General features: G+C 32.4%; 19 protein-coding genes. 18 read left to right on the top strand and 1 reads right to left on the bottom strand.

Annotated features, from left to right (window positions below; translation table 11 throughout):
- The first annotated feature begins 57 nt into the window (after nucleotides 1-57).
- From NEH74_RS00095 to NEH74_RS00075, 5 genes are all read left to right on the top strand, one after another.
- Nucleotides 58-855, top strand: a complete 798-nt coding sequence (locus NEH74_RS00095) for a tetratricopeptide repeat protein (RefSeq protein WP_262940844.1) — start codon at nucleotides 58-60, stop codon at nucleotides 853-855.
- 84 nt (nucleotides 856-939) lie between these two features.
- Nucleotides 940-1,947, top strand: coding sequence for an LCP family protein (locus NEH74_RS00090; protein ID WP_262940842.1), 1,008 nt, complete (start codon nucleotides 940-942; stop codon nucleotides 1,945-1,947).
- 511 nt (nucleotides 1,948-2,458) lie between these two features.
- Nucleotides 2,459-3,058: a DedA family protein gene (locus NEH74_RS00085; protein WP_262940841.1), complete on the top strand. Its 600-nt coding sequence runs from the start codon at nucleotides 2,459-2,461 to the stop codon at nucleotides 3,056-3,058.
- Nucleotides 3,058-5,658 carry a cation-translocating P-type ATPase gene (locus tag NEH74_RS00080; RefSeq protein ID WP_262940840.1) on the top strand — a complete coding sequence of 867 codons (2,601 nt, stop codon included), beginning with the start codon at nucleotides 3,058-3,060 and terminating at the stop codon, nucleotides 5,656-5,658. The genes NEH74_RS00085 and NEH74_RS00080 overlap by 1 nt, the downstream gene beginning before the upstream one ends.
- A 204-nt stretch (nucleotides 5,659-5,862) precedes the next feature.
- Nucleotides 5,863-6,267, top strand: a complete 405-nt coding sequence (locus NEH74_RS00075) for a hypothetical protein (RefSeq protein WP_262940839.1) — start codon at nucleotides 5,863-5,865, stop codon at nucleotides 6,265-6,267.
- 40 nt (nucleotides 6,268-6,307) lie between these two features.
- On the opposite strand, the gene NEH74_RS00070 is transcribed toward NEH74_RS00075, so the two are convergent.
- A complete protein-coding gene (locus tag NEH74_RS00070) occupies nucleotides 6,308-6,706 on the bottom strand; it encodes a DUF2500 domain-containing protein (RefSeq protein WP_055305237.1) in 399 nt (132 codons plus the stop codon).
- A 204-nt stretch (nucleotides 6,707-6,910) separates the two neighbouring features.
- On the opposite strand from NEH74_RS00070, the gene NEH74_RS00065 reads away from it, so the two are divergent.
- The 13 genes from NEH74_RS00065 (at nucleotide 6,911) to neuC (ending at nucleotide 24,943) form a co-directional block, all read left to right on the top strand.
- Nucleotides 6,911-7,417: a hypothetical protein gene (locus NEH74_RS00065; RefSeq protein ID WP_068759043.1), complete on the top strand. Its 507-nt coding sequence runs from the start codon at nucleotides 6,911-6,913 to the stop codon at nucleotides 7,415-7,417.
- A 647-nt stretch (nucleotides 7,418-8,064) separates the two neighbouring features.
- Nucleotides 8,065-10,050 (top strand): LTA synthase family protein, encoded by a 1,986-nt coding sequence (locus NEH74_RS00060; RefSeq protein WP_262940838.1) that lies wholly within the window; start codon nucleotides 8,065-8,067, stop codon nucleotides 10,048-10,050.
- 322 nt (nucleotides 10,051-10,372) lie between these two features.
- Nucleotides 10,373-12,694 (top strand): glucosaminidase domain-containing protein, encoded by a 2,322-nt coding sequence (locus tag NEH74_RS00055; RefSeq protein WP_262940837.1) that lies wholly within the window; start codon nucleotides 10,373-10,375, stop codon nucleotides 12,692-12,694.
- 278 nt (nucleotides 12,695-12,972) lie between these two features.
- The gene (locus tag NEH74_RS00050; protein WP_262940836.1) at nucleotides 12,973-13,953 is read left to right on the top strand and encodes a glycosyltransferase; all 981 of its coding nucleotides are present in this window, start codon (nucleotides 12,973-12,975) and stop codon (nucleotides 13,951-13,953) included.
- A gap of 42 nt (nucleotides 13,954-13,995) precedes the next feature.
- Complete coding sequence (locus tag NEH74_RS00045; protein ID WP_262940835.1) at nucleotides 13,996-16,077, top strand: DUF6077 domain-containing protein; 2,082 nt, start codon at nucleotides 13,996-13,998, stop codon at nucleotides 16,075-16,077.
- A gap of 22 nt (nucleotides 16,078-16,099) precedes the next feature.
- On the top strand, nucleotides 16,100-17,110 hold the full coding sequence (locus NEH74_RS00040; protein ID WP_262940833.1) for a glycosyltransferase: 1,011 nt from the start codon (nucleotides 16,100-16,102) through the stop codon (nucleotides 17,108-17,110).
- Nucleotides 17,111-17,139: 29 nt separating this feature from the next.
- Nucleotides 17,140-17,985, top strand: a complete 846-nt coding sequence (locus NEH74_RS00035) for a phosphorylcholine transferase LicD (protein ID WP_212724106.1) — start codon at nucleotides 17,140-17,142, stop codon at nucleotides 17,983-17,985.
- A gap of 136 nt (nucleotides 17,986-18,121) precedes the next feature.
- The gene (locus NEH74_RS00030) at nucleotides 18,122-19,135 is read left to right on the top strand and encodes a glycosyltransferase family 52 protein (protein WP_262940831.1); all 1,014 of its coding nucleotides are present in this window, start codon (nucleotides 18,122-18,124) and stop codon (nucleotides 19,133-19,135) included.
- Between the two features lie 4 nt (nucleotides 19,136-19,139).
- The gene (locus tag NEH74_RS00025; protein ID WP_262940830.1) at nucleotides 19,140-20,546 is read left to right on the top strand and encodes an oligosaccharide flippase family protein; all 1,407 of its coding nucleotides are present in this window, start codon (nucleotides 19,140-19,142) and stop codon (nucleotides 20,544-20,546) included.
- A 9-nt stretch (nucleotides 20,547-20,555) separates the two neighbouring features.
- Nucleotides 20,556-21,251: a cytidylyltransferase domain-containing protein gene (locus NEH74_RS00020; RefSeq protein ID WP_262940829.1), complete on the top strand. Its 696-nt coding sequence runs from the start codon at nucleotides 20,556-20,558 to the stop codon at nucleotides 21,249-21,251.
- A gap of 11 nt (nucleotides 21,252-21,262) precedes the next feature.
- Nucleotides 21,263-22,735, top strand: a complete 1,473-nt coding sequence (locus tag NEH74_RS00015; RefSeq protein ID WP_262940828.1) for a sodium:solute symporter — start codon at nucleotides 21,263-21,265, stop codon at nucleotides 22,733-22,735.
- A gap of 25 nt (nucleotides 22,736-22,760) precedes the next feature.
- Nucleotides 22,761-23,804: an N-acetylneuraminate synthase gene (gene neuB / locus NEH74_RS00010; protein WP_237257727.1), complete on the top strand. Its 1,044-nt coding sequence runs from the start codon at nucleotides 22,761-22,763 to the stop codon at nucleotides 23,802-23,804.
- 2 nt (nucleotides 23,805-23,806) lie between these two features.
- Nucleotides 23,807-24,943 carry a UDP-N-acetylglucosamine 2-epimerase gene (gene neuC, locus NEH74_RS00005; protein WP_262940827.1) on the top strand — a complete coding sequence of 379 codons (1,137 nt, stop codon included), beginning with the start codon at nucleotides 23,807-23,809 and terminating at the stop codon, nucleotides 24,941-24,943.
- Nucleotides 24,944-25,186: the final 243 nt, after the last annotated feature.

The following is a 25,186-nucleotide window of genomic DNA, read 5'->3' as shown; positions in this document are numbered from 1 at the left end:
TATTTCAATTTACTCTTAGTGAGTAAAAGAGATGATGATAAGGGGGAGGGAGCTTCAGTGATGAAAATGAAGGAACGATTTGAATGGTTGAAGCAATGGTTTCAATTATATAAAAAACAGTTGATGATAGGTGTCTTAGCCCTAATAGTGATGTTTATCGCTGGGGTGTTTGCTTTTAACTATCAATTAAAAAAAGTATTTAATCAAGCTATTACCTATTATCAAGAAAATGACTTATTTGGATTTGAGGAGATTCGCTATGACTTGTATGCAAAACAAGGAGAGGCATTTGATGCGTTTTTAACACAGGAGGCATTAGAAACATTTGAAAAATTTAAAGCCGAGGATATGAGCTATTATGAGGCGATAGGAATCGCTCAACGAATTGAATCCTTTGCGAATAAATCCTCTAATATTCAAAGTTTCCAGCAACAAATTGAACAGTTAAATCAATCCAGAAAAGTCTTTGAGAAAGCTGAATCCTTTGCCATTAATAAGGAATGGGAGCAAGCCTATTACCATTATCAACAAGTGATTGAGTCAGATCCTAACTATGAGAAAGCACAACAATTAGCTGATTCTGCGAAGCGTTGGTGGATACAAGAGATTCTAGTGGAAGCAGTGACGTATTACGAAGAAGGCGATTATAAACAATCATTGACAACTATTGAAAAAGGATTGGAACTATCACCGAATCATGAAGCCTTTGTTGATTTAAAAGATGCCGTTCATGTTGCAATAACAGAAGGACAAAAAGAAAACAAATGGATAGAATTTAAAGATAAAATCACCTTATCGATTCAGTCGGGAATCGAAAACATTCAAGGGATTTTCAATAAAATCTTTAAGCGATAATAGGGGAGAAATTTGTAGAGATAACATCCTTTTTCGGATAAATATGGTATAATTTTTATTAGTTTTATAAACGGAGGGAATCGGATGAAGCGATTTAAGATTTTATGGATTGTTTTAGGGACTATTGTCGTTTTAGTTGGTGGAGGATTTATCTTCGCTAATTATGTAATTGACTCAACGTTAGGGAAAATGACAACAACAGAAAAGTTAGAAAAAGAAGAGGCAGAAATTAGTGAAGAAGTCATCGCAAAGGAAGAAGAGTCGCAAGTTGTCAATATTGCGATTTTTGGAGTCGATAAAAATGGCGATCAAACCGATGGGCGTAGTGATGCTATGAAAGTTTTATCACTAGATGCTAAAAATAATGTCGCAAAAATTACGTCTATTCAACGTGATACATTAATTTATATTCCAGGTGTGAAACAAGACTTTGAAAAATTAAATCATGCCTATGCTTATGGTGGAGCGACACTAGCGATGCAAACGATTAATTATAATTTTGATTTAGATTTAACACGTTATGTTGCTATTAACTTTGAAGGAGTCCAGCATGTCATTGATGCCATGGGAGGGATTGAATTGGAGATTAAGGAATATGAAGTTCCTTATATTTCAAATGTCTCTAAAAGTGGCTATCAACATCTAAGTGGTGAACAAGCCTTAGGTTACATGCGAGTTCGTTATGCCGATAGTGATTATGTTCGCATGGATCGTCAAACAACGGTGATGAAGGCAATGTTTTCTAAGCTAACAACACTAGGTTATACAGAGTTATTATCATTACTGAATGATTGTTTACCTTATGTTGAAACGAATCTTACAAAAGACGAAATTTTATCGTTAGGAATGCAGGCGTTGAAGGTGGATTTAGGAAATATTCAAACGTACCAAGTACCACGTGGAGGATATGAAGACATTAATCATACCGTAAGTTATAATGGGTATAGTCCACTTTATGTCATGAATAGTTATCAAGACATGGTGAAAGACTTGCATCAAAATATTTATGGTGATGATAACTATGAACCTTCACAAACTGTAAAAGATACCGAAGCAAAAATTTATGAAAAATTCGGATATTTTGAAAAATAAAGTAAAAAACTCTTCTTACTGTTTTGAGTTAGAGGAGTTTTTTTAGTTTTTATTCTGAGGTTACATGAATTTTATACAAAGTTTAGGGTTAACAATTAGGAATAGACCTGCTATATTATTAGTAACAATAAGGGAGTAGTCAACACTGATACAAGTGTGGTGAACATCAACAACCGCGAAGGAGTTTTCTGTTTTATGCGGCATCTTATTGCCAATAACTATCCTTAATGACTAGGATAATAGAGACTCATTCTGGTGTCACTAAGAATCTAAATTTTTCACTTAAAAGGTAAGCGACTTTATTTGTGAAGGATAGTTTAGGATTCTCGACGAGACTTATGTTATAACAACGCTTTTAGTTGGGATAACTTAAGTCTTTTTTTGTATCTTAGTGTGCTTGACTGCTCCTTTTTTTCATATGATTAAAAGGATATGAGCCATTAGACGGATGAGACGAAAGATTAAGTTATCGTAACGAGCTTGAACAAACATAATCAAAAGGAGTGAAACGATGGAATGGATAATTGATTTCATTACTCAGTATGGACTGATTGCAATGTTTTTGTTTATTGCACTTGAGTATGCCTGTTTGCCACTACCAAGCGAAGTCGTGTTACCACTTTCAGGTGCCATGGCCGTTTCAAGTGGAAGGCCCCTTGTCCTTGTGATTATTATTAGTGTGGTTGCAGGACTTTTAGGTTCGATGATTTGCTACAGTATCGGATATAGCGGTGGAAATGCAGTTCTCGATAAAATCATGGATTATTATCCTAAGTCGAGAAAAGGGATTGAATCAACTAGACGCTTTTATAGACAATATGCGACGATTTCAGTTGGAATTGGACGTGTCATTCCGCTATTTCGCACGTATATTTCGTTTATGGCAGGAATTACGAAACAAAACTTGAGCACCTTTTTACTTGCTTCAAGTCTTGGAATTTTAGTATGGAATAGTATTTTAATTGCACTTGGTTACTGGTTAGCAGAGCGTTGGACTGATGTGATGGGGTATTATGACCAAGGAAAGTGGTTTATTTTAGGAGGAGCGGTCGTTGTGATTGCTTTCGTCGTGCTTAAAAAATTACGTCAAAGGAAAGTGGGGAAACTTTAATGGCTCATTTTTATCAATCGTCTCATGATGAAGTATTAAAAGAATTAAAAACCTCAGAACAAGGATTAACACCAGAAGAGGTGAGCAAGCGTCAAGAGCAGTATGGATTAAATGCCTTACTTGAGGAAAAAGAGGCTACCATCTTTCAAATTTTCATTGATCAGTTTAAAGATTTACTCGTGTTCATTTTAATTGCAGCGGCCATTATCTCTATGCTTAGTGATAATGTTGAAAGTGCACTCGTTATTTTAGCGGTGATTACGTTAAATGCGATTTTAGGGACGGTACAAACCGTTAAAGCAAAAAAATCACTACAAAGCTTAAAGGCACTATCAACCCCACATGCGAAAGTTATTCGTCAGGGGGAGAAACAAGAGATTCTATCGACTGAGCTGACCATTGGGGATATTATTTTACTTGAAGCGGGAGATATTGTGAGCGCAGATGCACGACTATTAGAAGCGTATAGCTTACAAGTAAATGAAAGTGCGTTAACCGGGGAAGCGGTGAGTGTCGATAAAGGAACCGATCCGATTGTAACTGAGAATTGTGCCCTTGGGGATCAAACGAATATGGTCTTTTCAAGTGGATTAGTCACTTATGGACGTGGAGTCGCTGTGGTCACCAATATTGGGATGGAAACTGAGATTGGGAAAATTGCAAAGTTAATGAATGAAACAGAAGCCCGTAAAACACCGCTGCAACGAAATTTAGATGCATTTAGTCGTCGTTTATCATTTGTGATTATTGGGGTTTGTATTATTGTCTTTATTTTAAATATGATTCAAGGCGCATCAACGATTGATGCGATGATGTTTGCAGTGGCATTAGCGGTTGCAGCGATTCCAGAAGCTTTAGCGTCTATTGTGACCATCGTCTTAGCTATCGGAACACAAAAGATGGCGAAAGAAAATGCTATTATTAAAAATTTAAATAGTGTCGAAAGTTTAGGATGTGTATCGATTATTTGTTCTGATAAAACGGGAACATTAACACAAAACAAAATGGTGGCCCAGCAACTATATATTAGTGATGAATTAATTCATTGGGATCAACTTCATCCTAATCAGGATCCGGATCGATTACTGATGCTTGCTTGTGGATTATGTAATGATTCAACAACGACCACCCAGCAGCGTATTGGAGATCCAACCGAGTTAGCACTCGTTGATTTATTAGAAAAATATCAAATAGATGAGATGGATCTTCGTAACAAATATAACCGTTTAAGTGAGTTACCTTTCGATTCACAGCGCAAGTTAATGAGTACGCTCCAAATGATTGACGGTCAATCTACTATGCTCATCAAAGGGGCTCCTGATGAATTGTTGGCGCGTTGTCATCAAGTCTTTACTGTTGATGGCATTCGTCCACTTTCAAGTACTGACCAACAAGTCTATCAAGAAATCAACCAACAGTTTGCAAAGCAAGGGTTGCGCGTCTTAGGCTTCGCCTATAAGAAAGTCGATAAAGACGAGTTGGAGATGAACGACGAGCATGACTTAGTATTATTAGGACTCATCTCATTGATGGATCCACCTCGAATTGAGAGCAAAGAGGCAGTCGCAGATTGTAAACAGGCTGGAATCAAGCCAATCATGATTACAGGAGATCATAAAGTAACAGCCAAAAGTATCGCAGCGCAAATTGGGATTTATGAAGATGGCGATTTCGTCTTAGATGGAAATGAACTGGATCAATTATCAGATGTCGAGTTAAAACAAAAATTACCTCATATTTCGGTCTATGCGCGTGTCGCACCAGCCCATAAAATTCGTATTGTTAAAGCGTGGCAAGACTTAGGTCATATCGTTGCAATGACAGGAGATGGCGTAAACGATGCGCCAGCTTTAAAAAGTGCGGATATCGGAATTGCGATGGGAATTACGGGAACGGAAGTTTCAAAAGATGCAGCTTCGATGATTTTAACGGATGATAACTTCGCCACAATTGTGAAGGCTGTCATGACCGGACGTAATGTCTATGCGAATATTAAAAATACGATCACCTATTTATTATCAGGAAATTTTTCAGGAATTTTATGTGTGCTCTTTGCTTCGATTTTTATGTTACCTGTGCCGTTTTATTCCGTGCACTTACTATTCATCAATTTAGTGACCGATAGTTTACCAGCGATTGCAATCGGGATGGAAAAATCAACACGAAACTTATTACAGGAAAAACCGCGTGATGCTCGTGAATCGATTTTAGATACAATAACAATGAAAAGAATTGCAACAGAAGGGGTACTAATTGCAATTGTGACGATGATTGCATACTTTATTGGACTTGAAGAAAGTCATGGATTAGCAGCGACTTTAGCGTTTGCGACGCTTTGTTTATCTCGCCTATTCCATGGATTCAACTGTCGTAGTAAAGAATTTATCTTTAATGTTGGATTATTCTCAAATATGTACAGTATTGGGGCTTTTGTTATTGGATTTATCTTATTAAACTCAATTTTACTGTTACCACAGTTAAACTCACTCTTCATGGTGACAGACATTACATTGAATCAATTAGGAATTATCTATCTATTAGGATTCATCCCAACGCTGATTATCCAAATGAATCGATGGATGAAAACTAATAAAGAATGATTATTTACAAAGTGAAAGATGAATGATAAAAGACAGCCACGCATATACTATTAGTAGCGTGATAGGCAAGTATGACAAAACCGTTCATCAACAAAAAAGGAAGTAATCAGCTAGACTACTTCCTTTTTAAGTTTTGAATATAAGAGTTTCTAGAGCATATTTATAAATGATTCAATATATGTTTACTTGATGGAAAGGGAAAAGATGATTATGGAATTGTTAGAAATGATTGCAATAGGATATCACACGTTTTTATATGTGCCTGTACTGTTAACAGCATCTTATATTTGTACATTTTTCTATCGTTTAATGATAAGGGATCGGGATTGGACGTACGATGTTGGGAAGATTTTTTTAGGCATTATTTCAGTCGTATCGATTCAAATTGTTAAGATGGTCGTTCTTCATTTAGGTGGCACAGTGTTGATGAAGCAATCACTATTATTTTTTCAAACCTTAATTGCTATTGAATTTTTACTTCAAATGACTAGATATTCAATTACACCTAATCTTTTAAAGTCAAAGCTAAGGACCTTATGTTTTATTCCGATGTTATTTTTTGTTTCTGTCACAGTTGATTTCATAATGACTATTTTTTTATTAAAATAACCAAAAGCAAGTTGTCCTAATGATAACTTGCTTTTTGAATTTATTTATCTAAGGACAAAGGTTCAGCCACCTCAAAAGAAACAAATAGTCGACCTTGGAATTGTAATAATCCTTCATCCCCTTCAACAATATATCCGAACTTATTTCTTGGAACTTTTAGTTCCATACGTTGTCCAGTAATAAACTCAAACGTCACATAATAAGTGGTTGATGTTGAATGATGAATGTGCCCATCATGGTTATGATGATGGTGATTAACGTTGGTTCGTTTTGCCACAACCTTCACTCGTTCGGTTTGAATCGGTTTATTTTTATCCTGTGCGTATTGAACAATGCTGTAAATAATCATTCCAATAATAATACAAAAGATTGTAATAAAGAAAATTGGAAATAGACTACTCATTAATGAGAATCCATCAAATCCATTGTAATAACCCATATAACCCCTCCTTATCCTTATATTACTAGTATAATATATCATCGTTAATAAATACTATAGTTTTTATTTGATTATAGTGAAAGGTGAGGTTGCTGTCGTTTTGCTCACAGATAATATCTAACAGAGGAGTTGTTTTTGTCATATTGTCGAGATTTTGTTGAATATAATGTGATAAGGATTTATTTGCAAAAAGGAGGAGTTGTGATGACATCTGAGGAAAAAGAAGCTCGGTTTGAAACCTTATCACTCAGTTTGAAAAAGCGAGATATTTTTAAGGCTCGTGAGTTATTAACTGAAAACTTAAACATATACGAAGATGATAAAGACTTTTTAAATGATTGTTACCATTTAGCTTTAACGGATTCCCTCGTTTTTCAAAAACATAATGATGAAATGTTAGATTACACACCAGCTCACTGGAGCGAAGATATGTATCCTAATTTACTGACTGATTTGAAAAAGAATTTCTCGCGTAAAAGATATCATTTAGCCATGGAGTTAGCTTTATACTTTTATGAACAAAAGCATCAACAAGAAGAAGAGGAAAATGAAGAAGAATTAGAGATTGAACTTAAACCAAAGAAAAAGAAAAAACCTAAAAAGCCCAAACGCGTCATACCACTTGAACAAAAATATACACTCACTGGAATTGGTACGACGAGCCTTTTGTTAATTGCAATGATCATCCAATTGTTGATGAGTGGAGAATAATTTCTTTTAATAGAAATGCTAGCAGCACTTTAATTAATGACTCATATTTTAAACAGTACGGGGTTCCTTATAGTAAGCGAATCAGCGTAGATTGTTTAAGGTGGTCATTAATTTTGTGTTGCTTTTTTTAGAGAGCAAAACAGTGAAAACAACATGAATCGAATGCGGTTTAAAATTTATTCACTATTAGTAATAAAGTTTGATGAGATAGTTAGTAGTAAAACTTTTTAAGTGTACAATCGATATAAAGTTATTGGGGAAGTTTAATTTAAGAATTTTTTAAGGAAAAGGGGTTAAACTTAAGTCTATCTATTTTATTCCACGAATAAAATAAGAAGTGAAAATTCGGTTGGGACATATGGACTCCCATTTATTTCTCATTGTTTAGCTTCATTTTTCATGATAAAAATAGAGTAGAAATACGTATTAAAAATCACTATCATTAAAGTAATATATGAGCCCAGATAAGTTTTTACATGGTAAAAATTAAAGCCCTGACAGAGGAGGATACATTTCGATTGGAAATGGCAGGGGGACTATAGGTTGTCTTAGTACTAAAGTATTTTTATAACTAAGACTGATTCTAACAATGCCAAAAACATTTTAGTTTATATGCAGATTGAGTTTTAATATAGGGAGGGATTCAAATGCTTAATCAGGAGAGAACGAAGCGGTTGCTACGAACTAATTGGTATTATAGTGTTTGGATTATCTATTCCTTTGTATTAACCTTTATCATGCAATGGGTTCAATTAGGATCATTGCCTAATGTTTTGCAATTTATACACGAAAGTACCTTTTATTTTGTAGTTAATTTTGGTATCGTACTGGCCAGTATGAGCCTTGTTTTATTAGTTAAACAAAAAGTTTTTATGTTTTCTTTAATTACATTTTTGTGGAGTTTTTTATCACTAGCAAACGCTATTGTGGCTCATTTCCGTGGAACGCCACTGATGTTTTCAGACGTCTTTCTTATTAAAGAGGCAGTCAAGTTAGTCGATTTATATTTTACACCGGCTACGATGATTACTTTTATAAGCCTACTTGTTATATTAATGATTGTCATCGGCTTCTTATGGAAGATTAAGTCTCCTGTCAAAAAGATAGACTACGTTCTGTGTGGAGTTATTTTTTCATGTACTACATTAGGACTGTACACAGTCGAGCAAAATGATTGGATGGCGCCGATTAAGTCAAACTATATGAAAAGTTATCAAACGTATGGATTTTCATATTCAATCTTAAATTCGATTTATCCTTATTTAGGGTCAAATCAACTAGTTTATGATGAAAATATAGATGAGATTATGAACGCAATGTCTTTACCAGTAGCAGCACAGATGCATTCAACTATCGACTCTGATTCTCCGTACAATTTAATTGTCGTTCAGTTAGAGTCGTTTATGGATCCGTTATTAATTCAAGGGGCTGAGTATAGTGAAGATCCGATTGCGACGTTCCGTGCATTGACGGAATATTCACCCAATGGCTATATCACAGTTCCGACATTTGGAGCGGGAACAGTCATGACCGAGTTTGAAGTGTTAACATCGATTTCCATGTCCGCTTTAAAACCAGGAGAAATTCCATACGATCAACTACTTTGTACAACACCTGTTCAATCGCTAGCGACAATTTTCAACGCTAAAGATTATCAAACGACATTTTTACATAACTATGAAGGGAATTTTTATAACCGTCATTTAGCGATTCGAAACTTAGGTTTTGATGTGTATGTTCCACTTGAATATATGGCAGGTGATCATGGCGTTCATCAAATTGATAAAACAGATGATGGACTATTATTTGATTATGTCATTCAAGTGTTAGAACAAAGTGAGGAAGCAGATTTCATTTATGCCGTAACAGCTGGAACGCATCAACCGTATAGTCTTACTGATGGAAATGATGCGGAAATTATCGTAAGTGGTGACTTAAGTGAAGAATATCGTCTACCATTACAGGACTATGTTAACCGTATGCATAGCCTAGATGAACAAATTAACCGTATCGTAAATTATGTAAATAACTCAGAAGAACCAACACTACTTGTCTTCTTCTCAGATCATTTACCAAACTTGTCAGCTGTTACTGATGAAAGTACATATGATGTGGATTTATATCAAACACCCTATTTAATTTATAGTAATGCAGCGTTAGAGCCTGTTCTACCTTATGAAAACATGACCTCTTATCAATTAGGAGCATATGCCCTTAATTTATTAGGAATTGATTCAGGCGCGATGCACAAGATTCATGACATCTATGCAGATTCTGATGATTACCAAAACATCCTAGATACCGTGCAAAAAGATTTACTATACGGTGAAGGCCGCTTTTATGAAAACCAATTGCTTCCATCTAGTTCAAATCTCTTCTTTGGATTAGGAGAGCTTAGCATTGAATCAGTAGAGCAAACTGGCAATGTGTTATCAATTCACGGTAATGACTTCTCTTCAGAAAGTCGTGTTTATTTAGATGGAGAGGCTTTGAGTACAACCTTTGTCTCACCACAACTATTGCAAGTAGTGGCACCAAGCCAAACATATCAAACCATTGAAATCAAACAACATAGCGGTGTAAATCAAGCAATTGGACAAGGGATTCAGATAACAATATCGCAATTAAATTAGATTTAAGGGATTAGCGTCGTATTTGATAAAAAGAAAATTATTAAAATAATTTAAATGGATAGTATAGAGATACAATATTAAATAATTAAAGGGCTGTAATGTGTTTTTAACATTCAGCCCTTTTTATATAATCATTCCACTTATAGGATTAATGTTTTTTAAGACTTTTAATGACAAATATAAACAATATACTTTATAATAAAAAAAGGTATATCTATATAAGGGAGAGATGAAAGTGAAAAAGCACCCTAAATATTTGAGAGTGATAAATGCTTTAATATGTATGTGCATATTAATATCTCATTTACAGGACTTAGTTATTGTGGCAAATGCCTCAATAATAGATTCAAGTAGCTCTACTTTAACAGAGATTAGTGATGGGGGATTGAATGAAAGTACTGAAGAGAGTGAAGATTCGTTCAATACAGTGGAAAATAATGAATCTAATAGTACCTTTATTGAAGAAGAAAGTAATGAGGAGGAATTACCTTCTCAAGAAGCTATTGATATTGATGATGTATCAATAAATGATGAGATTGACTTAGAGATAGAACAAGAAGAAACTGAGTCTATTGCTGCACAGTCAATCAATTTAGTTTCAGAAGATACTGAAAGTCGAAGTGCAGGATCAGGACTTGTACAATTTAAAGTAGAGGGAACTACAACATGTGGCTACAACCATAATCTTTATCCAAATAGAGGGAAGAGTGAACATGCAACGTATATTAACTCTTGCTATGTTAACGACGCACTATATTTAGGAGAAGATGCCGATTATTATTATATTTATATTTCAGGTTATGAAGGAAAAGTTCTTAAAGAAGAACGACAAGGAAATGTTCGCATCATAGCAGAATATATTCCTGCTAATCCAGTAAGAACTGCATCTTTAGGATTAGAAGAAGCTGAAGTATTAGATGTACCTTATCTAAATTATGCTGATCAAACATTAAATGAAAAGGAAAAAGCAATTAGTTTAGCTTCAACGGGGACAGTTCAATCACCGTCATATTATGCAAATGAAGGTGGAACGTTAGTTCATTACATTACAAAAAATGTAACAATAGATAGAAATTATTCAAAGATTATTGTTGGTTTAGCACCTGAATGGATGCAACAAGGTTATAAATATTATAGTTATGATGGAATATATTTCTATAATAGTTGGCAAAATATCCGAGTGAATGGTAATGGTGCTATTAATGAGAATAGTCCATTTTATAATTATTATCAGTATCTTTCATTACGCTCTAGCTCTAATTATAATGCCCAAACACTCGATAATTATACAAACAATAATGGTGGATCTGGAGGTAAATTAGTTAATACCGGACAATATTTTAATGCAGTTCGAAATAAATATGGAGTTAATGGAACACTTCAGTATGTGATGGGGATTCATGAAAGTGGATGGGGAAAAAGTAGCATTGCAATGAATAAAAATAATTTATTCGGAATTAATGCAACAGATTCAAATCCAGGTCAAGATGCAAATCATTTTAACTCAGTAGAAGACTGTATTTACACACATGCACAGCGTTATATTTCATGGGGGTATACAGATCCTATTGATGACTGGCGTTATTTTGGAGCTCATGTTGGAAATAAAGGTAGCGGGATGAACGTTAAGTATGCATCTGATCCATTTTGGGGAGAAAAGATTGCTGGATGGTATTATCGCCTAGATCAAGCAAACGGAATGAAAGATTATAACTCATATATTATTGGAGTTAAAACTGCTAATAAAGTAGTCAATGTATATTCTTCAAACAACACGTCATCTAAAGTGTTATATCAAACTAAAAATAAGAAAAGTAATCTGAAAATTGCTGATTATCCATTTTTAATTGTAGGAGAAGAAGGTGGATTTTACAAGGTGCAAACAGATACACCAATTGTAAATGACAACCCATCTTATAGCGCAACTTATAATTGGGATAATTCGAAAGGTTATATTTCTAAAGAAAGTATTAACTATACTAGTAAATCACTAAATGGTTGGATTATTGATCAAGGATACAAATATTATTATCAGAATGGAACAAAAGTAACTGGTTGGTTAACCTTAGATAATAAAAAGTATTACTTCAATTCATCAGGACAAATGCAAACTGGATGGATAAAATTAGGTAATAAGTGGTATTACTTGAACCATGAAGGTATCATGCAAACCGGTTGGCTGCAATTAGATAATAAGAAATATTATTTAAATGCTGAAGGTATCATGCAAACTGGATGGTTACAATTAAATAATAAATGGTATTATTTCTATGAAAGTGGAAGTATGGTAAAAGGTTGGGTTGAGCGACCAGATGGATGGTATTACACAAACAATGAAGGTATCATGCAGACTGGCTGGATTAATATATCAGGAAAAACATATTATTTGACGTCAACTGGTAAAATGCATAGTGGATGGCTACAACAAGGTAGTGAGTGGTATTTCTTCTACGAAAGTGGAAGTATGGTTAAAGGTTGGGTTGAGCGACCAGATGGATGGTATTACACAAACAATGAAGGTATCATGCAGACTGGCTGGCAAACTATCAATGGTAAGAAATATTACTTCTATTCTTCTGGATTAATGGCTACTAATACAGTCATTAATGGCTATAAAATTGGTGCAGATGGAGCAGTAATTTAAAATTTAATTAATAGAAAAGAGGATGATGGTAAAGTAAATTTATCATCATCCTCTAATATGCTAAAAGATGATGATTGAAAAGTATTAATAAGCTAAAATCAATTTATTAATACTTTTCATATTTTTTTATATAATAAGCGCATCATAAAGAGGTTAAAGAAGAAAAATATTTGCTATTAAGAATGATAGTATTTTTATAATAATTCTTTGTATCACTTTTATGATTATTTTTAAAAAGGATATGAAAAGTATTAGAAAACTAGGAAGGTGTGAGGGTTATGAGTATCTTTGATATAAGTATTATTATTCCTGTTTACAACACAGGAAAGTTAGTGGAAAAATGTTTATTACCTTTGTTGAAACTGGATGATGATTCACTGGAGGTTATTTGTGTAAATGATGGATCTAAGGATGATTCATTAGAAATATTAAGAGAGATTAATGAGCAATTTCCAAAGATGAAAATTATAAATAAAGAAAATGGTGGCTTATCAAGTGCCCGTAATTGTGGATTAGAGGTGGCAACAGGAAAATATATATTCTTTCTTGATAGTGATGATTGGCTAGATATTGAGTCGTTTTTGAGTCTAAAAGATTATTGTAAGGGTGATTATGATATTATTCATGGAAATTTTGATTACACGTATGAAGATCAAGATCCTATTAAGAATAAACCGCAGTATGAAGTAGAGGGGATAAGTGGTCAAGAATTTTTAAATAAAGCATTATTGACTAATCAATTTTCGATACCAGTGTGTATTAACTTATATAAAAGAAGCTTTTTACAAGATAACCAATTGAAATTTATGGAAGGTATCTTTCATGAAGATGAAGAATTTAATATCAAAGCTTTTTCATTAGCAAATAACGTTGCAAGTAAAAATATCTACTTTTATCAGTATTTTCAACGACCCAACTCAATTACTAACAATGCAAGTAACGCTGAAAAAAGGTTTCTTGATATTTTGAAAATTGCAAACGAGGTTCAATCATACTGTAGAGTGCATGATTTTGATTCTTCTTTTAACAAAGTGATAGATACTTATATGTCACTTGTTATTATTTCGGGGTATATTAGGATTAGAGACAAAAAAATAGCCGATAAATATTATTCGAAAGTAAAATCAATGAAGTTATACCAATCAATAACACCGGTTAAACTAGAATTTTTGGTTCTTAGAATAATGTTAAAATATTGTCCTAGATTATTTTTTACTGTATACCGATTATATTTTGATTTAACCAGTAAAAAAGTCTAACAAGTTTAGCGTTATTTAAGATACAGTAAAGGAGAAAGAGAGATGAAACTTTTATTAGTTATCATTCTATTATTAGCGTATTTTTATTATATAGGAAATTATATCTATCAAATTTTTAATAAATATTTATATTGGAATAAATTCAAGTTCCCACTTGGTTTTATAACGACGATTGGGATAATTCAGCTTGTTTCATTCCCGATGACTTATCTTCATGTTTCCATGAAGGTAGCAAGTATGGTTTATTTGTTTATTTTGGCAACACTGTTCTTATTGGCAACTATTTATTTTATTTGGAAGAGAATTCATCATTTCTCTGTATCTTCAGAAAAGAATTTAAGAGAACATTTATTTTTGGGGTTAATTGTAATAGGATTTAGTGGTTTACATCTTGCTTTAACGTTTTTCACAAATTCATTGAATGTTGCTTCCTCTGATCAAAGTTTTTATATTACATGGGTTGAAAATAATGTGAGTGCTGATCAAATTAACATGATAACCCCCTTAACTGGTGTTATCAGTCCGCTACATTTATTTTATAATTTCCAATCATATTTAGTTTTCTTAAGTTTTATTAGTCAAGTGTTTGATGTTCCAAGTATTCTCATCTCAGTCTGGGGTACGCCTATTATTTTATTAACATTAATTTCTACTAGTATTTTAAATACATGTAAGTATTTTAATATTAAAAATAAAGGCTTAATTTTATGTTTCTTTATAATCGCATTTACATTTAATTTTTGGCCGATTGAAGGCTTAACGAAATATAATATGTGTATTGGATATTTAAGAAGTTATATCTTTGTCTTTGTTAGCATTTTATACTATGAATTATTTAATAAAAATAAATTAAATCATATTTTTACTAATTTAGTTTGGTTAGCAGCAATTGCGGTACAATCAACTACTTTATTTAATGGTTATCTATTTATTGCGGCCCTCCTTTTATATGATTTATTTATCGCTAAGAAAAAGCTGATTTTTGAATTATTCAAAAGTTCACTCGCGCTACATTTATATCTCTTCTTCTTTTTAAGATATTTATGGCATTATAAAATATCAACTGCAGGATTAATATTAGTTTTAATTGGACTATTGATAGATAGAATTCCAACAATGAAAGAACAAATCATTTCTTGGTTTTATCATGAGAATATGAAAAAGTTGATTATTTTGGGATATAGTATATTGATATTACTAGTATTAATCATAGCTAACTATGGTTATATAAATCCACCAATTAGTAGTAGTTATTTTATTGAATATTTATCGAATTATTACTTTAATAATACTTATTATAGTTTTATTCCATTTTCTTTATTAGATACAGCATTAAAGTTAATTTTCTTAGCTTTAAATGTTTATTTAATAACCAAAGTTAAAACTTTAAAAAATCCAATAAAGTTCTTTATTCAACTACAAATTATCTTTTTCATTTTCTTATATAATCCATTGGTATCACCATTTCTTGGTACGTTTATAACAGGATCAGTATTTTTTCGTATCAGAGATGTTATCTATTTTGTCCCATTTACTATAGTTTGTTTCTTATATGCGATGGAACATTTTAGATATGGAAAGAAATTGATTGTAGGTCTTACGATGCTATGTAGTCTATTAGGAGTTATAAATATTTATGAATATTTAACGTTCGCCCATAATAGAATTCCAGATTCAATGCAGTATGATTATGTCTATCGATTACCGAGTGATACCGTAAAAGTTGCTCAATTTTTAGATGAGTATATTACAAATGAATTATCAGTCGATGGCCAGGAGATAGATCGACCACTAGTTTATAGTGTGAATCGTCAAATAAACTATTTTTCACATAGTTATGAAATGTTTTATACTATTCATGAAGAGCGAAATTTAAAAAATATGAATATGGAAGAAAGTTTAAAAGCATTAGATAAGTATGCACTAGAAGAGTTAGTTGTTCACTCTGAAAATTATAAAGATGAGCTTTATAGATACGGTTGGATGCTCTTAAAGCATAATATCGATTTTATTGTTTTAGATAATAGTGTTTCAAGGAGTATTAAAAATATGACAACTCAGTACTATGATAAAATTTATAATAATGATACATTTAGTGTTTATGAGTTAAAGAAAAGACGATAGGTTTTAATTAAAGGAGAAAAGAATGTACGATGTAAGTGTAATTATTCCAGTCTATAATTCAAGTAAATATTTAAGAAAATGTCTAGATTCAATTGTTTTTCAAACATTAGAGAATATTGAAGCTATCATTATTGACGATGGTTCAACAGATAACTCATTACAGATTGCTAAAGAATATGAACAAAACTATCCGCATAAAGTGAAGGTGTATAGTGTCCCGAATGGGGGGCAGGGGATTGCACGTAACTTTGGTGTCACAAAATCAAGCGGAGAGTTTATAGCGTTTGTGGATTCAGATGATTATGTTGATTTAAAGATGTATGAGACATTAGTGACTTATGCTAGAAACCATCAATCAGATTTAGTTATTTGTCCGTATAGCCGTGTGGATGAAGCAGGAAATTTACTACATACTGAGATGCAAAATGTTGAACATTCAGTGACTAGTATGAATAGTGGACCAACAAATAAATTATTTAGAAGAGATATATGGATCAATAATTCTGTAAGATTCTCAGAAAATTTATGGTATGAAGATTTAGAGGCAACATTAAAGTATGTTTTCAATTGCGAGACAATTGGCTGGATTGATGAAATGCCGTTATATTATTATGTCCAACGTTCTAATTCCTCAATTAATTTATATGATGAGCGAGTTAATGATATTTTTAAAGTTATTGATAATGTCTATGAATATGTCAAGGAAAGAAACTTATTAGAGAGTCATTACCAAGAAATCGAGTATCATTGTATTATGCATTTAGTTTTCGGTCATTTATCAAGATGTGTTGGGGAGAAGAGCTGGATCAAAGTTAACGGATACATTAAACAAACGAAAGCATATTTACAGGAAAAATTTCCAACATACTATAAAAATAAATACTTCAAGTGGGAGAATATTAAAGATCAATCTCTTTTCATGAAAGTATTAAAAGTAGTTGGATTACGTTTATTCTACTTTAATTTATTTGATAGTATTTTACTAGTCTATCGAGTGAAAATGAAGTTTAATAAAAATATTAAGAGATGGTAATTCAGCCGTTAAATTTGAGAGGTGCAACAATGGAAAATGAAGAGTTAAGAAAATTGCAACTTTATCAATTAGATATTTTAAAAGAAGTGGATCGTATTTGTCAGAAACATCATATAAAATACTATATTTCTTGGGGAAGTTTGCTCGGAGCTGTTAGGCATAAAGGGTTTATTCCATGGGATGACGATATCGATATCTCATTATTTTGGGATGATTATGTTAAATTTATGGAAGTATGTCAGGAAGAGTTAGATGAACGCTTTTTTCTACAAAATCCAGAAACAGATTCAGGATACTTTAGACCATGGGCTAAAGTTCGTATTAATGATACAACTTCTATGGACAAAGAGTTAGATTTTGTAAAAATGCATTGGGGAATCTGTATTGATGTATTCCCAATTATCTCGATTCCAACAAAAAAAAGTAAGCAGCATTATCAAAAAGTGTTAATTATTTTATATCAAATCATGTGCTTTGAGCCATTAATTAGATCAATGGTAAAAGATAATAAAAGTTTAAAAGGTTATTTACGTGCGTGCTTATATATTCCATATATTGGATTTTCTATTATTCCATCTAAATTAAAGAGAGCAGTGAAAAAAAGGATACTTCAGAAAATTATTGACTTACAAGAAAAAAAATCTCCTCTTTGTGGAGAGGCCTTAAGTATGAATTATGAAAAATCTATTGTTCCAACACAGATGTATGGGGAACCTGTTCGAGTTGAATTTGAAGGTCAGGAATTTAATGCACCGGAAAAGTATATTGATTACTTAACAAACTTTTATGGAGATTTTATGAAGTTACCGAAGGAATCAGAACGAACAGGACATGGAGATACGATTATTAGTTTTGAGTATCAAGCGAATAAATAGTCGAAAAGGTGTGAGATTAATGCCACACCTTTTTGATTGTTGAATAATTTGTAATATCGCTAATAGGCATTTACTATGTTATCGATTGATGTTAAAATTTTGTAATATACTGTTGAACAAAAGAAGGTGAAGAAGAATGAGTCCTATCAAATATATTGGTATTTTTGATTCCCCCTACTGCTTATTAATATATTTATTAAACTTTACAAATCAGGTGGATGAAACTTACTTTTTTATTTCAGATGGAATCAGCCCGAGTATTACCAAAAACTTACCAAAAAACTTTCATGTGATGAGTAATCAAAAGTTAAAGAAGAAATCTTATTTGTTAAGAAAATTAAGTGAGTTAGGTGCGGTTTTAGCTTTGAATCGAATACTTGGTAAAGCGATTAAGCCCTATAAAAAGGAGATAGTTCAAGCTTTTGGCCAGGATCATATCCCAGGAGGTAATTATTTTGTTTCCCATTATCCTTTTACATTGCTTGAAGATGGATTGGCTAATTATACAGAAATTAAAGATTGGACAAATCTTAGTTTATTTTATCGTATTTTATATAAAGTTTTTGGAATTCGCCAGACCTTTGGTTTAGATGATAATGTAAAAGATATTTATTTAACAGGATTAGCAGAAATTCCAAGTTGCATTAAAGATAAAGTGCACCTTATTAATTTAAAGGATTTATGGCGTAATAAGTCATTGTCTGAAAAAGAAAAAATCTTGAACATTTTTAACTTCAATTTAGAAAAAATAGAGGAAATGAAAGATTATCAATACTTATTACTCACTCAACCATTATCTGAGGACTGTTTAATGACTGAAGAAGAGAAGGTTAATCTTTATAAAGAAATTGTTAAAGACATGGATGAAGACTTATTATTAATTAAAGTTCATCCACGCGAGGTCACAGATTATAAAAAACATTTTCCAAAGAGTTATGTGCTATCAGAACCGTTCCCAGCTGAGTTGCTACGTTTTAATGAGATTCAATTTAAAAAAGTGATTACGTTATTTTCAACAGCAGCTAATGATTACTTAGATTCAGAAAGTGAACTAGTATTTGTAGGAACTGAGTGCCATCAAGCTTTAGTCAATCAATTTGGAATTATCCGCTATAATAAGAGGATGAATAAACTAGAGAAAATAGGATGAAATTATGAAAGATAACTTTATAAAATCAAGTGCCATTTATTTTATAGGAACACTATTACTGAGAGGAATTTCCTTTTTTACACTTCCGATTTATACAAGGTTGATGCTTCCAGAAGATTATGGATTATATTCATTATTTACGGCAAGTTTATCAATTGTCACTATTTTTATTGGACTACAAATTCAGGGAACGGTCAATTTAAGTTATAATAGTCGAAGTGAAGAAGAATTCGAATCATATGTCGCTAATATATCAATTTTTCCGTTTATTATTTTACTTTTATGCTTAGGAGCTTTAGTAATCATCCCAAGTTTGATTAATGTCTTACAAGTGCCATCTTTAATGTATGGTGTAATGATGTTAGTTCAAGCATTTATTGGAGTTGTTGTGAGCATTTACACTTCCGAGTTAATTATTAAGAAACAACCGAAGAAGCATTTATGCTTCTCTTTAGTATTCACCTTATTAACTGTTCTATTATCAGTTAGCTTTGTGTTAATGATGAGAAATCAGTCGTATTTCGCGATGGTGATGGCGAGTACATTAGCTAACACTATTGTTTTTAGTTATATTTTTATAAAATATGTTAAGAGAGTTAATGTTAAATCTTTAAAGCAGGATTGGTTACATGGTCTAAAGCTATCACTACCATTAATCTTTCATGTTTTATCTCATCAGGTGTTAAATGTGGCTGATCGTTTTATGCTAGCTTACTTCAAAACAGATATTGATGTTGCTATTTATAGCGTAATATATAGTGTAGGAGCGATTGTTCAGATGATTTGGACGTCAATTAATAATGCATGGGTTCCATGGTATTTCGATCATTTAAGAGAAAAATGCTATGATTTAATTAAGGTTTATGCTAAACAGTACATTATCTTCTTTTCCGTTGGAACGACCTTATTCTTACTAGCGTCTCCTGAAATAACACTAGTTTTAGGAGGTAAGCAATATGAAAGTGGAATTTATTCTGTTCCATTAATTGTACTTGCTTATTTCTTTGTTTTTCTTTACGGGTTTTATGTTAATTATGAGTTTGCAAAAGAGAAGACAACCATTATTCCAATTGCTACTTTACTAGCGGCGATCGTAAATATTGTCTTAAATATTTATATTATTCCGAAGTACGGCATTATAGGTGCTTCATTTACAACAGCTGTTTCATACTTCTTAATGCTAATGTTCCACTATATTGTCGTTGTAAAAGGAATGAAGCATCGAGATTTTCCAGATTATTATATGTGGATAAGTATATTCGCTATCTTCATAAGTATGTTAGTGACTTATTTAGCTATTCATCATTTTATTATTCGATGCATCTTGTGTATTAGTATTATTATAGTATATTCACTGTATTTGTATTATTTTGTTATGAAAAGAAATCAACTTAAATTAATAAAAAAATAGGAGAAAAATATGAAATCAAATAAAAAATTCCTCGCTTTGATTCCAGCCCGTGCAGGTAGTAAAGGGATTAAAGATAAAAATATTATCGATTTAAAAGGAAAACCATTAATTGCATACTCAATTGACGCCGCCTTAAAATCAAAATATATTGATCGCGTCGTTGTTTCAACAGATGGAGAAGATATTGCAGCAGTAGCGAAGGAGTGGGGAGCAGATGTCCCATTCTTAAGACCTGATTACTTAGCATCAGACACAGCAAAAACGATTGATGCCGTATTGCACTGTATTGAAGCATTAAAAAAAGCAGGAGATTCTTATGACTATCTTGTTTTATTACAACCAACACAACCATTACGAAAGCCATTCCATATTGATGAAGCAATTGAGAAAATGTTAGAGTTAGAAGCTGAGTCATTAGTTAGTGTTTCAAAGGTTAAAGAGCATCCAGTATTAATTCGTACAATTGGTGAAGATGGAAAACTTCAAAATTTATTAAATTGTTCAAGTACGGTTCGTCGTCAAGATTTCCCTGATTTTTATCGAGTAAATGGAGCAATTTATATTAATAAAATTGATGAAAATTTAAATGAAACAACAAGTTTAAATGATAATATCATTCCATATGAAATGGCACATGAGTATGATGTTGATATTGATGAATTATTAGATTTAAAAATTGCAGAATTAATGTTAGAAGATAACTAGGAGGAAATTTAATGCGCGGTTTTACAATGATTGACTTAGCAATTGTCATCATTTATTTAGCTGCAGTTTTATTTGCAGGAATGTATTTTTCTAAGAAAAAGATGACAGGAAAGGAATACTTTAAAGGAGATGGAACGATTCCGTGGTGGGTGACATCAGTTTCAATCTTTGCTACCTTACTAAGTCCAATTTCTTTTTTATCAATTGCTGGAAACTCTTATAATGGAACTTGGGTATTATGGTTTGCTCAATTAGGAATTTTCATTGCTGTTCCACTAACCATCCGATTATTTTTACCCGTGTATAGTAAGCTAAAGATTGATACGGCTTATCATTATTTAGAACTTCGTTATAAAAGTAAAGGGCTTCGAGTACTAGGAGCTTTATTATTCATTATTTATCAAATCGGGCGTATGTCAATTATTATGTACCTACCTTCAGTTGTATTAGCTCCTTTAGTTGGGATTAATATTAATGTTTTAATTATCATTATGGGAATTATTGCAATTGTTTACTCATATGGTGGTGGATTAAAATCAGTATTATGGACAGACTTTATTCAAGGATTAGTATTAATTGCAGGTGTTGTTTTCACGTTAATCTATTTAGTATTCTCAATTGATGGTGGAATAGGAACGATTTTTACCACATTACAAAATGGTAAATTTTTAGCTCCAAATGAAGTTGTTTTTGATCCGAATATTCTAAAATCAAGTGTCTTCATTATTTTAGTTGGAGCAGGAATTAATACGTTTTCTTCTTACATTTCAAGTCAAGATGTTGTTCAACGCTTTACAACAACAACAGATATTAAAGAATTACGCAAGATGACATTTGGAAATGGATTTTTATCAATCGGAACGACAACGGTTATTTATCTAATTGGGACAGCTTTATTTGTTTTTTATCATCAAAATCCACAATTATTACAAACAGCACATCAAGACCAAATTTTTGCATCGTTTATTGTTTATCAGTTACCGATTGGAGTTTCAGGAATTTTAATCGCTGCAATTTATGCTGCCTCTCAATCAACGTTATCAACGGGGTTAAATTCTGTGGCAACGAGTTGGGTTCTAGATATTCAAGATAGTTTTAATCGTCAAATCTCTGAAGAAAAACAAACAAAGATTGCAAAGTTAGTTTCACTTGGTGTTGGTATTATTGCGATTATTGTTTCAATGATTTTAGCGAATGGAGAAATTAAATCGGCATATGAATGGTTTAATAGTTTTATGGGATTAGTACTAGGAGTCTTAGCAGGAATCTTTGTGTTAGGAGTTATCACTAAAAAGGCGACAAGTATGGGAGCTTATGCAGGATTTTTTACATCTGCTATTATTGTGATTAGCTTAAAGTATAATCATCCAGAAGTTACATCATGGAGTTATGCAATTATTTCAATTGGAGTCTCATGTATTATTGGATACATTATTAGCTTAATTCATTTAGGTATAAAAAAGCAAAAATCAGAAAATTGTTAATAGACGGGTATAGGAGATGAATGGAATGAAAAACTATATGCAAATTGGAAATCGAAAAATTGGTGAAGATTATGCACCATTAGTTATTGCCGAGATTGGAATTAATCACGAAGGATCATTAAAAACAGCGTTTGAGATGGTAGATGCGGCTTATGCAGCTGGTGCGGAAGTAATTAAACATCAGACACATGTTGTTGAGGATGAAATGTCAAAAGCCGCAAAAGAAGTGATTCCAGGAAATACAGATGTTTCAATTTATGACGTCATGGCACGTTGTGCTTTAAATGAGGAAGATGAGATTAAATTAAAAGAATATGTTGAATCTAAAGGAATGATTTTCATCAGTACTCCATTTTCACGTGCAGCAGCGGAGCGGTTAGAGCGTATGGGGGTTCAAGCCTATAAAATTGGTTCAGGAGAATGTAATAATTATCCATTAATCGATTTAATTGCCTCATACGGCAAACCAATTATTTTATCAACGGGAATGAATGATATTGAAAGTATCCGTAAATCAGTTGAAATCATGGAGAAACACGGGGTTAAATATTCGTTATTACATTGTACCAATCTTTATCCAACACCGGCTCATTTAGTTCGTTTAGGTGGAATGATTGAATTACAAAATGAATTCCCTAATGCCATCATTGGGTTATCTGATCATACGATAAACAACAACGCTTGTTTAGCAGCAGCAGCTTTAGGGGCATCAGTTTTAGAACGTCACTTTACAGATTCAAAAGACCGTCCAGGACCAGACATCATTTGCTCAATGGATCCAAAAGAATTAAAAGAACTCATTGATGGAAGTGCTCAAATCCAACAAATGCGTGGTGGAAAAAAAGAAGCAGCTAAAGAAGAACAAGTGACCATTGATTTTGCATTTGCCACAGTTGTAACAACAAAAGAGTTAAAAAAAGGTGATGTTTTAACTCATGATAACATTTGGGTAAAACGTCCAGGTACAGGTGAAATTAAAGCTGAACACTATGAATCATTAATGGGGCGTGTCATCAATAAAGATATCGAATGTGATGAGCATCTTTCATGGGCTGATTTGGAGGCGTAACAATGAAGAAGATACTTTTTTTAACAGGAACACGTGCTGATTATGGAAAATTAAAATCATTAATGAAAAGGGTTGAAACAGATTCACATTTTGAATTACACGTCTTTGTAACCGGAATGCATATGTTAAGTAAATACGGATCAACTTATCATGAAGTAGAAAAAGATGGATTCAAAAATATTTATAAATATATTAATCAAAAATCAAGTTCACATGACCAAATGGATATCTCACTTAGTAACACGATTACAGGATTGAGTAATTATTGCGATGAAGTAAAACCCGATTTAATTGTGGTTCATGGGGACCGTTTAGAAGCTTTAGCAGGAGCTATCGTTGGAGCTTTTAATAACATCAAAGTCATGCACATTGAAGGTGGAGAAGTGTCAGGAACAATTGATGAATCGATTCGTCATGCGATTACAAAAATGGCTCACTTCCACTTGGTAGCGAATGATGAAGCGAAAAAACGTATTTTACAATTAGGAGAAAAAGAAGAATCAGTCTTTGTTTTTGGATCACCTGATTTAGATATTATGTATTCAGATACTTTGCCAAACATGGATGAAGTAAAAGACAAATATGAAATTCCATTTGAGACATTTAGTATTTTAATGTATCATCCAGTGACCACAGAAGTGGATCACTTACCACAGAAGGTTAAAAATGTCGTTGATGCCGTTATTGAATCGGGTAGACAATATGTTGTGATTTATCCAAATAACGATCATGGAAGTGACATTATTTTAAAAGAGTATAAGCGATTTGAAACTCATCCAAACTTCTTAGTTTATCCATCTATGCGTTTTGAATATTTCTTAACATTACTAAAAAACTGTGACTTCATTATTGGGAATTCAAGCTCGGGAATTCGTGAAGCGTGTGTTTATGGAAAGATGGCGATTGATTTAGGATGCCGTCAAAGTGGGCGTTATAGTGAAGAGACAATCAATATTCTTCACTGTGATGAAGTCACGGATCAAATTTTAAGCTCGATCCAAGCTGCTCTTCATATTCATCCGGATTGTGCCTCATATTTTGGAGATGGAAAAAGTGATGAAAAGTTTATAGATATCCTCAATAATTCAACGGTTTGGACAACCGAAATTCAAAAACGATTTAATGATATTGATTTCTAAAATTAACCTTTAATGATATTTTTTTATAAATAGCATTGATACAGGTTTAGATTATAAGGTGAAATAAAATATCACTTGAAAATGAACATGATAGAATTGTGATTATAAAGAAACTAAATATTAGCTTAGAGCCTAGAGTGACTATGCCATAAACTTTAGATATACATGAAGGGGAGATTGACTATAAAAAAAATAAAAGAGCTTGATATTTTAAGTGGTATTGCGTAAGCGGGTAATATAAAC

This window comes from Turicibacter sp. GALT-G1, from assembly GCF_025594995.1.
Taxonomy (GTDB): domain Bacteria; phylum Bacillota_I; class Bacilli_A; order MOL361; family Turicibacteraceae; genus Turicibacter; species Turicibacter bilis.
The sequence above is the reverse complement of the archived record's forward strand: the minus strand, read 5'-3'. Positions and strand labels throughout refer to the sequence as shown.